Source organism: Limnohabitans sp. (genome assembly GCF_044361645.1).
GTDB lineage: Bacteria > Pseudomonadota > Gammaproteobacteria > Burkholderiales > Burkholderiaceae_C > Limnohabitans_A.
This window is the reverse complement of record NZ_JBIKIL010000134.1, coordinates 1-9,835: the sequence shown is the minus strand read 5'-3', so window position 1 is coordinate 9,835 and position 9,835 is coordinate 1. Positions and strand designations below refer to the sequence as shown.

The 9,835-nt window shown below is 61.1% G+C and carries 10 protein-coding genes and 1 pseudogene; 4 read left to right on the top strand and 7 right to left on the bottom strand.

Annotated elements, in window-relative coordinates; all coding sequences use genetic code 11:
- Together ACIQ39_RS16650 and ACIQ39_RS16645 are read right to left on the bottom strand one after the other, a co-directional pair.
- Positions 1–1,734, bottom strand: a pseudogene (locus ACIQ39_RS16650) (hypothetical protein); the annotation flags it as partial.
- A 112-nt stretch (positions 1,735–1,846) separates the two neighbouring features.
- A complete protein-coding gene (locus ACIQ39_RS16645) occupies positions 1,847–2,764 on the bottom strand; it encodes a LysR substrate-binding domain-containing protein (RefSeq protein WP_396435721.1) in 918 nt (305 codons plus the stop codon).
- 88 nt (positions 2,765–2,852) lie between these two features.
- Between ACIQ39_RS16645 and ACIQ39_RS16640 the strand changes: the two genes are divergently transcribed.
- Together ACIQ39_RS16640 and ACIQ39_RS16635 are read left to right on the top strand one after the other, a co-directional pair.
- Entirely contained in the window at positions 2,853–3,824 is a 972-nt protein-coding gene (locus ACIQ39_RS16640) for a tripartite tricarboxylate transporter substrate binding protein BugE (protein ID WP_396435720.1), read from the top strand.
- Between the two features lie 11 nt (positions 3,825–3,835).
- Positions 3,836–4,708, top strand: coding sequence for an N-formylglutamate amidohydrolase (locus ACIQ39_RS16635; protein ID WP_396435719.1), 873 nt, complete (start codon positions 3,836–3,838; stop codon positions 4,706–4,708).
- A 235-nt stretch (positions 4,709–4,943) separates the two neighbouring features.
- Here ACIQ39_RS16635 and ACIQ39_RS16630 read toward each other — a convergent pair whose 3' ends face one another.
- From ACIQ39_RS16630 to ACIQ39_RS16620, 3 genes are all read right to left on the bottom strand, one after another.
- Positions 4,944–5,294 (bottom strand): hypothetical protein, encoded by a 351-nt coding sequence (locus ACIQ39_RS16630; RefSeq protein WP_396435718.1) that lies wholly within the window; start codon positions 5,292–5,294, stop codon positions 4,944–4,946.
- Between the two features lie 41 nt (positions 5,295–5,335).
- Positions 5,336–6,070 carry a 23S rRNA (guanosine(2251)-2'-O)-methyltransferase RlmB gene (gene rlmB / locus ACIQ39_RS16625; RefSeq protein WP_396435717.1) on the bottom strand — a complete coding sequence of 245 codons (735 nt, stop codon included), beginning with the start codon at positions 6,068–6,070 and terminating at the stop codon, positions 5,336–5,338.
- 80 nt (positions 6,071–6,150) lie between these two features.
- The gene (locus tag ACIQ39_RS16620; protein ID WP_396435716.1) at positions 6,151–6,840 is read right to left on the bottom strand and encodes an ABC transporter ATP-binding protein; all 690 of its coding nucleotides are present in this window, start codon (positions 6,838–6,840) and stop codon (positions 6,151–6,153) included.
- Here ACIQ39_RS16620 and ACIQ39_RS16615 point away from each other — a divergent pair.
- Together ACIQ39_RS16615 and mnmH are read left to right on the top strand one after the other, a co-directional pair.
- Positions 6,839–7,489, top strand: a complete 651-nt coding sequence (locus ACIQ39_RS16615; protein ID WP_396435715.1) for an arylesterase — start codon at positions 6,839–6,841, stop codon at positions 7,487–7,489. The two genes, ACIQ39_RS16620 and ACIQ39_RS16615, sit on opposite strands and share 2 nt — an antisense overlap.
- Positions 7,486–8,544: a tRNA 2-selenouridine(34) synthase MnmH gene (gene mnmH, locus ACIQ39_RS16610; RefSeq protein ID WP_396435714.1), complete on the top strand. Its 1,059-nt coding sequence runs from the start codon at positions 7,486–7,488 to the stop codon at positions 8,542–8,544. Before ACIQ39_RS16615 ends, mnmH begins: the two co-directional genes overlap by 4 nt.
- 116 nt (positions 8,545–8,660) lie before the next feature.
- Here mnmH and ACIQ39_RS16605 read toward each other — a convergent pair whose 3' ends face one another.
- On the bottom strand, positions 8,661–8,858 hold the full coding sequence (locus ACIQ39_RS16605) for a hypothetical protein (protein WP_396435713.1): 198 nt from the start codon (positions 8,856–8,858) through the stop codon (positions 8,661–8,663).
- Positions 8,859–8,868: 10 nt separating this feature from the next.
- Positions 8,869–9,636: a DUF2189 domain-containing protein gene (locus ACIQ39_RS16600; RefSeq protein ID WP_396435712.1), complete on the bottom strand. Its 768-nt coding sequence runs from the start codon at positions 9,634–9,636 to the stop codon at positions 8,869–8,871.
- Positions 9,637–9,835 lie beyond the last annotated feature (199 nt).

Genomic DNA, 9,835 nt, shown 5'->3' with positions numbered 1-9,835 from the left:
CACCTCGCGGATGACGGATTCTTCGGAGCGGCTTTGGATGATGCGGCCTTCGTGCTCGGTGATGGAGCAAAAGGTGCAGCCGCCAAAGCAGCCGCGCATGATGTTGACCGAAAAACGGATCATCTCCCAGGCCGGGATTTTGGTCACGCCGTCGTGGCCGCCGTTTTCGTCGGCGTAGCGCGGGTGCGGGCTGCGGGCATAGGGCAGGTCAAACACCAAGTCCATCTCGGCGGTGGTGAGGGGAATGGGCGGCGGCGTGATCCACACGTCGCGCGCGGTGTGGCCTTCGCCGTGCGCCTGCACCAAACAACGGGCGTTGCCGGGGTTGGTCTCCAGGTGCAGCACGCGGTTGGCGTGGGCATACAGCACGGCGTCTTGCTTGACCTGCTCGTAGCTGGGCAGGCGGATGACGCTCTTGTCGCGCGGCGGCACCTTGTGCGTGCCTTTGCCGCGCAGCGCAGGAGAAGCTGAGATGGATTGCCGCGCTTCGCTCGCAATGACGGAAAGACTGGATTGCCGTGCTTCGCTCGCAATGACGTCGGTTGTGGATTGCCGCGCTTCGCTCGCAATGACGGCGGTTGTGGATTGCCGCGCTTCGCTCGCAATGACGGCAGTTGTGGATTGCCGCGCTTCGCTCGCAATGACGGCAGTTGTGGATTGCCGCGCTTCGCTCGCAATGACGGCAGTTGTGGATTGCCGCGCTTCGCTCGCAATGACGGCGGTTGTGGATTGCCGCGCTTCGCTCGCAGTGACGGCGGTTGTGGATTGCCGCGCTTCGCTCGCAGTGACGGTAGATTCGTCATCGCGAGGAGCGAAGCGACGTGGCGATCCAGTTGCAGCGTTGGGCACAAAACGCAGTGGCTGCGCATTCTGGTTCGCGCCATCAGCAACCGCCTTGGCCTCTTCTTCGCGCGCACAGCTCGCGCCCTGCTCCCGCGCTTGGTCCGAAATCATCAGGTAGGGGTTGATGTGGGCCTCCACATGTCCGGGCGTGTCGACGTTGGTGGAGTCGATCTCGAACCAGCCCTCGGGGGTTTCGCGCCGCACAAAGGCCGTGCCGCGCACATCGGTGATTTGCTGCACCGGCTCGCGCGCCGCCAGGCGGTGGGCGATCTCGACAATCGCCCGCTCGGCGTTGCCGTACAACAGCAAATCGCACTTGCTGTCCACCACCACAGAGCGGCGCACTTTGTCAGACCAGTAGTCGTAATGCGCGATGCGGCGCAAGCTGCCTTCGATGCCGCCCAGCACGATGGGCACTTCCGGGAAGGCTTCGCGGCAGCGTTGGCTGTAAACAATCGCAGCGCGGTCAGGGCGTTTGCCGCCCACGTCGCCTGCGGTGTAGGCGTCGTCGGTGCGGATTTTGCGGTCCGCTGTGTAGCGGTTGATCATGGAGTCCATGTTGCCGCTGGTCACACCCCAAAACAAATTCGGTTGGCCCAGCGCCTTGAAGGCCTCAGCGCTGGTCCAGTCGGGCTGGGCGATGATGCCGACCCGAAAGCCCTGGTTTTCCAGCATGCGGCCGATCACCGCCATGCCAAAGCTGGGGTGGTCCACATAGGCGTCGCCCGTGACCAAGACGATGTCGCAGCTGTCCCAGCCCAGTTGGCTCATTTCGGCGCGGCTCATCGGCAAAAACGGGGCCGTGCCAAAACGCTGCGCCCAGTATTTGCGGTAACTGGACAGCGGTTTGGCGTCGCGCGGGAAAAAGGAGACGTCGGTGAAGGCGTTCATGGGCTGACCTCGGGATAACCCGCTAGTGTAGGGGCTTGGCGCTTGGCCTGAGGGGGTACAGGGCCATCCTGCCGGGGGCAAGGGCGCGGGCACACAGGTCCGACAAACAGGTTCACAAAGTACTGGCCGCGCCTTGGGTGAGCAGCCATTGGCGCAGGGCCACCACGGCCGGTGCACGGCGCAGGACCTCGGGGTAGCAAAAATAGTAGCCCCGCTCGTTCTCGACCAACTGCGGCCAAGCCACGACCAGCTTGCCAGAGGCCAGGTAATCGTCGACCAAACAGCGTTGCACCAAGGCCACGCCCATGCCGCTGACGGCCGCTTCAAGCAATTGGCTCACTTGGTCAAAACTGGCCGCAGGCGTCAGGGCTTTGTTCTCGACGCCGGGGTCCGGCCAACACCCCAAGGTCTCAAACCAGTGACGCCAGGTGTGCGGATGCAAGGCATGAAACAGCAAAGGGCGGTGCAGCAAGTCTTGGGGCTTTTGGATGGCCTGTGGCCCCTGCAAAGCTTCGGGCCGACACACCGGGACAATTTGCCGCCCCACCACATACACCGCCTCCAGACCCGTTGGCCACTGCCCGTCGCCGCCGCACAAAGTCGCTCCCTGCGCCGCCAACAGGGGCAAGTCACCCGCTCGGTAGGGCGAAAACAAGAGGCGCACTTGCGGGTGGCGTTGCTGAAAATCGGGCAAACGGCGGATCAACCAATGGCTGGCCAAAGTGGGGGTGACCGACAGCTTGAGCTCCGAACTGAGCAGCGCCTGTTGGGTCTGCATGGCCGCCGATTCGAGCGCATCCAGGGCTGGGGCGACCGCAGCCAAGTACTGCTGGCCTAGCTCGGTCAAGCTGCAGCCCCGGGCATGGCGCTTGAACAAGACGCAAGCCAGGTCGTTTTCTAGCCTGGCCACGGCCCGACTGACCGCGCCCGGCGTGACGCACAGCATGTCGGCGGCTTTGTGAAAACTGCCCAAACGCGCCGCCGTCACAAAGGCGTGCAGTTCGGGCAATGAGGGAGATGCCATGCGCATGCATTGCATTTTAGTCAACACCCAAGGCCCAAAAGTCATTCGTCTAAGGCCTTGCGCATCATCAAAATAGGTTTTTTTGGAGACCCAAATGTTGACTAAATTTTTATTCATCGCCTTTTTTTCAGTTTTTCAAATCTTCTTCGGTGCGGCATTGGCGCAGGGCTTTCCGCAAAGACCCATCAAACTGGTCGTGCCTTTTGCGGCAGGCGGCTCCACCGACATGGTGGCGCGCTTGCTGGCCGAGCGCATGGGGCCGTTGCTGGGACAAAGCGTGGTGGTGGAAAACCGCGCGGGCGTGGGCGGGGTGTTGGGTGCCGATGCGGTGGCCAAAGCCGCCCCCGATGGCTACACCTTGTTGATGGGCACGGTCAGCACACACGGTGCCAGCCCGGCCATTTACAAAAAAATCCCCTACGATGCGGCGAAAGACTTTGAGCCCATCACCAACGTGATGTCGGTGCCCAGCGTGCTGACCGTTCACCCCAAAGTGCCCGCCAAAAATTTGCAAGAGTTGGTGGCTCTGGCCAAGGCCTATCCTGGCAAGTACACGTATGGCTCTCCGGGCAACGGCTCTTTGGGTCATGCCAACGTGGAGAATTTTTTGCAGTTGGCGGGCATCGAGCTTTTGCATGTGCCCTACAAGGGCGGTGGCCCGGCCCTGAACGACGCTGTGGCGGGCCAAATCGATGCCTTGACCGACAATTTGCCCTCGACCCTCACCCACATCCAAGCCGGTCGGCTGCGCCCCTTGGCGCTGCTCTCGCCGCAGCGCAGCAAGCTCTTGCCCGATCTGCCCACTTACAAAGAAGCGGGCTACCCCGAGATGGACGAAGGCGGCTGGTTCGGTTTGCTGGCACCGGCCAAAACGCCCCGGGCGGTGGTGCTCAAGCTCAATGCAGCAGCCCATCAAGCCATGCAAGACCCAGCGTTCAAGGCCCGCAGCGAGGCCATCGATGGCATTCCCATGGCCAACACGCCCGAGCAGTTTGGCGAACAAATCAAAAAAGCCCTGGCGCGTTACCAGCGCATTGCCAAATCGGCCAATATTCAACTGGACTGAAATTGCCTGCCATGTCAGAACCCTGTGTGCTGGTGTCCCGCCCTGAGGGGGCTGTGCGTGTGCCCCTGGTCTGCGATTCGCCGCACAGTGGCACACACTACCCGGCTGATTTCGGCTCTGCCTTGCCTTTGCATCAGCTCAGGTTGACCGAAGACACCGACATTGACGCACTGTGGGCGGCCACGCCGCAGGTGGGCGGCACCTTGGTGGCGGCCCGTTTTCCGCGCTGCTACATCGACCCTAACCGCAGCTTAGACGACCTCGACCCTGCTTTGCTGGCCGGTGCTTGGCCAGTGCCACTCTCGCCCGGCCCCAAGTCCAAGCTGGGCTATGGCTTGGTGTTCAGCCGGGTCAACGCCGACACGCCGATTTATGACCGTTTGCTGTCGGTGCAAGAAGTTCAGCAACGGATTGCGAATTACTGGCAACCCTACCGCGACGCGGTGGACCAAGAGATCCAGGCAGCGTGCCAAGATTTTGGCGCTGTGTGGCACCTGAACTTGCATTCCATGCCGCAAAACGCCTACGCACGGCTCGGCCTGCGCAGCGACAAGCCCTTGGCCGATTTTGTGCTGGGTGACCGCGATGGCAGCACCTGTGAGCCCGATTTTGTTCAAGTGGTCGAGCAAAGCCTGCGCCGCTGTGGTTACAGCGTGGCCCGCAACGACCCCTACAAAGGCGTGGCCTTGCTGGCCGACATCGGCCAACCTGCCTTGGGACGCCACAGCTTGCAAATTGAAATTCGAAGGCCGCTGTACATGCGAGAGTCGAGCCGAGAACGCAGCCCGGATTTCGACACTCTGCAAAAAAACCTGTCGAAAACCTTAGAGGACATTGCGGCTTTTGTGCGTTCCAAAGTGCAGGGCAACAAGACCCGTGCTTGATTTGTCATCCCGGCATGGTCGGTATCCATGGTTCACAGCTGTTGGCTGCAAGGGGCAGCGGTGCACACCCGATCCCGGGTCTTCGCCCGGGTGGGCAAAAAACGCCCGGGATGGCAACAACAAGCCCAGGGTGGCAAAAATGGGGATGCCATAGAGGCATCCACTTCACCGGGCCGGATGCACAAGGCCTTGGCAAAGACAGCCTTGCAGCAACACCGCCGCCGGCCTTCTTGCCTCAGCGCGGACTCTCAAAGAACACCGTGTTCGAGTAATCGCTGACCTCGAAATACACCTTTTTCTCGCCCGGGTCGACCTCGAAATTGAGGTTTTCATCGAGCACACCATAACCGTAGCGGTAGGCTCTTGGTTTGCCATCGTCGGTGCCCAAGGCGGTGCTGACTTTGTCCACCTTGATGAAGCGGCGCACCAGCTTTTCACCCGCATAGACTTCCATCACGCCATTGGTGCCGGTCCAGTTTTGGATGCCTCGGCTGATCTTGTTTTGCTGCTCTTGGGTGCAGGCCGTCAAAAAGCTGGTGGTGCCGAGAAGGGCGATCCAGCCGATCCGTGTGGTGAGCCGTGTCATGACAAATGTCCAGGTGGATAAAGGGTTTGAGCGTTTTTGGCTCAACTGCGCTGGCGCAAAGCTTCGTACAAACAGACACCACTGGCCACCGAGACGTTCAGACTTTCCACCGCGCCGCGCATGGGGATGCTGACCAACTCGTCACAGTTCTTGCGCGTGAGTTGGCGCATGCCGTCGCCCTCTGCGCCCAGCACCAAGGCGGTGGGCACTTTCAAATCGGCTTGGTAAATGCTGCGGGGTGCGTCGTCGCTGGTGCCAATGACCCAGATGCTGCGCTCTTTGAGTTCGCCCAAGGTGCGCGCCAGGTTGGTGACCATGAAGTAAGGCATGGTCTCGGCCGCGCCACTGGCCACTTTGGCCACCGTGGCGTTGATGCCAGCCGCGTGGTCTTTGGGCGCGATCACGGCATGCGCCCCCGCGCCATCGGCCACGCGCAGGCAGGCACCCAGGTTGTGCGGGTCGGTCACGCCGTCCAGCACCAAGAGCAAGGGCGGGCCTTGCACGGTGTCGAGCAGGTCATCGAGCGAATGGTTTTGCGGCATGGGCGTGACCAAAGCCACCACGCCTTGGTGGCCGTGGCCACCGGCCAATTTGGACAAGCGCTCACCATCCGACTCGATCAGGCGCATGCCCGAGTCGCGGGCTTTGTCGACGAACTGGCGCATGCGCGCGTCGCGGCGTGAGAGCTCATAGTGGATTTCAACAACAGATTGGGGCGCGATCTTGAGGCGCACGCCCACGGCATGGAAGCCGAAAAGCACTTTGTGAGATGACATGCGGTGATTATCCTTGTTCAAAGCCGCAGGCCCGACGCGCCCAGCCCATGCGTCAAAAGCAAAACGCCGTGACGGGGCTGTCAGACGGCCGGCGTCAGCGCTTCGCTCAAACGACCCGCCTGGATGACCAGGCTGCGCTCGCACAAGGCGGCGAGTTGCCGGTCGTGCGTGACCAAAACCAAGGTCGTGCCTTGTTCACGGTTGAGCGCGAACATCAAATCCATGATGGATTGGCCGGTGGCGTGGTCCAAGCTGCCGGTGGGCTCGTCAGCCAACAACAAATCGGGCTGCACCACAAAGGCGCGGGCCAGGGCCACGCGTTGCTGCTCGCCGCCCGACAGCACTTTGGGCAGGTGCTTCAGGCGCTCACCCAAACCCACACGTTGCAGCATGGCCAAAGCGGTGCTGCGGGCATCAGGTCGGCCAGCCAGTTCCAGCGGCAGCATGACGTTTTCGAGCGCCGTGAGGTTGGGCATGAGCTGAAAACTCTGGAACACAAAACCCACATGCTGGGCGCGCACAGCGGCGCGCTCGTCTTCGGACAAATCGAACAGCGATTGCCCGGCCAACACCACCTGGCCACTGCTGGGTGTGTCGAGCCCCGCCAATATGGCCAACAGTGTGCTTTTGCCCGAGCCGGATGCACCGACAATGGCCGCTGTCTCCCCGGCTTTCAACGAGAAATCGATATCGCGCAAAATGTCCAATTGACCACTGGCATCTTGCACACTTTTAGAGACGCTACGCACGGCAATGATGGATTCAGGCATGCACAAACCTTTGTTAAGACGACGCCACTTTAACTGCAGCTTGCTGGCCCTTGTCGGCTGGGGCCTTGTGCTGCCTGCTCAGGCCGCTGCAGGCCAACGCATTTTGGTGGTGGGCGACTCCTTGAGCGCTGAATACGGCTTGGCCCGAGGCACGGGCTGGGTGGCCTTGTTGCAAAAAAAATTGGCGCAAGAAAAGCCCGGCGTTCAAGTCATCAACGCCAGCATCAGTGGCGACACCACCTCGGGCGGCCGATCACGCCTGCCCGCCCTGCTTCAGAGGCATCAACCCAGCCATGTCGTCATCGAGCTGGGTGGCAACGACGCGCTGCGCGGCTTGCCCATGGCCATGACGCAAGGCAATTTGTTGGACATGACCCGAAAAGCCCAAGCGGCAGGTGCGCAGGTGCTGCTCTTGGGCATGCAAATGCCCCCCAACTATGGCCCCGACATGGCCCAGCAATTTGAGGCGGCGTATGCCCAAGTGGCGAAAAGCCAAAAAGCGGCGCTGGTGCCTTTCTTTTTGAAGGGCGTGGGCGACGACCCCGAGCCTCTGAAATGGTTTTTGCCCGACCGAATCCACCCCAACGAAGCGGCGCAGCCGCGTCTGCTGGCCAATGTGTGGCCCACTTTGAAGAAACAACTGAAATGAGCGTTCACCTGATCTCGGCCCCGGATGCGATGGCGCAACTGGGTCGGTTTGACGCCATCCTCGACGCCCGATCGGAGGGCGAACACGCACAAGACCACTTGCCCGGCGCCTTGAGTTGGCCCTCGCTGAACAACGAAGAGCGCATCCGGGTGGGCACCTTGTACAAACAGGTCAACCCCTTTGAGGCGCAAAAAGTCGGCGCAGCCTTGGTCGCCAAAAACATTGCTCACCACATCGAAACCCAGGTGATGGACAAACCGCGCAGCTGGCAGCCCTTGGTGTATTGCTGGCGCGGGGGTAAACGCAGCAACTCATTGGCTTTGGTCTTGGGTCAAATCGGGTTTAAGGTGCATCTGATCGAGGGCGGCTACAAAGCCTTTCGCCAAGCGCTGATGCAAGACACGCCCCGCCAGGCGCAGCGCCTGCAGTTTCGGGTGCTGTGCGGGCCCACGGGCTCGGGCAAAACGCGCTTGCTGCAAGCGCTGGCGCAAGAAGGCGCGCAAGTGCTGGACCTGGAAGCCATCGCCTGCCACCGCAGCTCGGTGCTGGGCTTGATTCCGGGCACGCCTCAGCCCACTCAAAAGGCTTTTGACACGCAGGTCTGGGACGCGTTGAGGGGCTTGAGCGCCGACCGTCCGGTGTTCGTGGAAGCCGAAAGCAAAAAGGTGGGCAACTTGACCGTGCCCGCCGAGTTGATGGTGGCCATGCGCGCCAGCCCTTGCCTGCGGGTGGACCTGTCGCTGGAAAACCGGGTGAATTTGCTGCTGGAAGACTATGCGTTTTTCACGCAAGAACGCGCCTTGTTTGCCGACCGGCTGGAGCGCTTGACATCGCTGCGTGGCAAAGCCGTGGTGCAAGGCTGGCAAGAAAGGATTGAGCGAGGGGAAATGCGCGAGGTGGTCACCGAACTGCTGTCAGGCCACTATGACCCGGGTTACGAGGCCTCCACCGGCAACAACTTTGTGCATTACGCCCAAGCCCCGCTGGTCACGCCTGCGAGCCACAGCATGGCCGACATGCTGGCACTGGCGCGAGAGCTTGTGCAAATTGCATAAGCGCAAGCTCTTCTTGTGGGAGCCCCGCTCTCGCGGCGATGGACGCGCAAGAGGGCAACAAAGGGCTATCGCGTCGAGGATGTCGCTCCTAAAGGCAAGAGGCCAAAGCGAATAGCTCAGGCGGCAGGCGTGGATGACTCGGCCGAACCCGGCGCTGCAGTGTCGGCATCGCCCGCCTCGCCATCGAGCTCTGCGCCATCTTCAGGCAACAGGCCCGATTTGCGGTCCGACTTGGCTTTGAGCTTGTCTTCTTTTTTGCGTTTTTTGGCCAGCTCTTTCTGGCGTTTTTCGAATCCGTAGTTGGGTGTGGCCAAGATGCCTCCTTTAATTTGAGCTGCTCAATGTAACAGCTTCTTCAGGGCTTTCTTCCCATTCGACGCTGCCCCGGTAAGCGTACCAGCTGGCGTGTCCCAGCCAAGGCCCGACCACAATGATGCCCAAGGCCCAAGGCCACAGCGCCGCAATCACCAAAAAGCTCAACAACAAGCCCCACAGCAGCATGACACCCGGGTGCGCAAAAACCACCCGCATGCTGGTCAGCACGGCCGAGATGGCATCGGTGTCGCGGTCCAAAATCATGGGAATGGACACCACCGACAGGCCATAAACCAAGGCGGCAAAGACGCCTCCCACGGCCAAATAGACCAACAAAAATTCAATGTTTTGCGGGTTGAACACCGCCTCGATCACGCCCGTGGTCGACGGCATACCGGTGTTGAAAAACACCGCAAACACCACCAAAGACGCCCTGCCCCACAGCAACTCCAGCACCATCAGCACCAGCACCAACATGGCCATGCTCTTGATGTGCTGGTCCCAGCACATCAAGGAACTGGACATCTCCGGCACTTCGCCTTGCTCGCGTTTTCGGCTGACCTCGTACAAGCCCATGGCCAGAAATGGCCCGACCAGCAAACAGCCCGAAACCAGTGTCAAGGTGTACTCGGGCTTGTGTTTGAACACCAAGGCCAGCACCTGCGCCATGGCCCAAAAACACAGGCCATAAAACAGCGCAATGCCGGGGTGCGCCAGCATGTCACGCCAGCCCTTGGCCAACCACCGAAACGGATCGACCCACCCCAATGGCCGCATGTGCGACTGTGGACCTTGCGGTGGAGGCGGCACGTAAGGCGTGGCCACTCCAGGCGCTGGCGCGAACCGGTCTGAACCTAGATCCGGCAGTTATTCTGTCATCGTGAGCTGACTTGGTGGATACCAAGGCGGCAGGGGGCGGGTGATTCTCTGCACCACGTAGTCCAAGAACGTCTTCCATCGATCCGCCTGAGGCAAC

Excerpts from the sequence above, each read along its gene's own strand:
- ACIQ39_RS16645 (WP_396435721.1), bottom strand. The coding sequence starts at position 2,764 with ATGCGCATGGCATCTCCCTCATTGCCCGAACTGCACGCCTTTGTGACG.
- ACIQ39_RS16640 (WP_396435720.1), top strand. The coding sequence starts at position 2,853 with ATGTTGACTAAATTTTTATTCATCGCCTTTTTTTCAGTTTTTCAAATC.
- ACIQ39_RS16635 (WP_396435719.1), top strand. The coding sequence starts at position 3,836 with ATGTCAGAACCCTGTGTGCTGGTGTCCCGCCCTGAGGGGGCTGTGCGT.
- ACIQ39_RS16630 (WP_396435718.1), bottom strand. The coding sequence starts at position 5,294 with ATGACACGGCTCACCACACGGATCGGCTGGATCGCCCTTCTCGGCACC.
- rlmB (WP_396435717.1), bottom strand. The coding sequence starts at position 6,070 with ATGTCATCTCACAAAGTGCTTTTCGGCTTCCATGCCGTGGGCGTGCGC.
- ACIQ39_RS16615 (WP_396435715.1), top strand. The coding sequence starts at position 6,839 with ATGCACAAACCTTTGTTAAGACGACGCCACTTTAACTGCAGCTTGCTG.
- ACIQ39_RS16620 (WP_396435716.1), bottom strand. The coding sequence starts at position 6,840 with ATGCCTGAATCCATCATTGCCGTGCGTAGCGTCTCTAAAAGTGTGCAA.
- mnmH (WP_396435714.1), top strand. The coding sequence starts at position 7,486 with ATGAGCGTTCACCTGATCTCGGCCCCGGATGCGATGGCGCAACTGGGT.
- ACIQ39_RS16600 (WP_396435712.1), bottom strand. The coding sequence starts at position 9,636 with ATGCGGCCATTGGGGTGGGTCGATCCGTTTCGGTGGTTGGCCAAGGGC.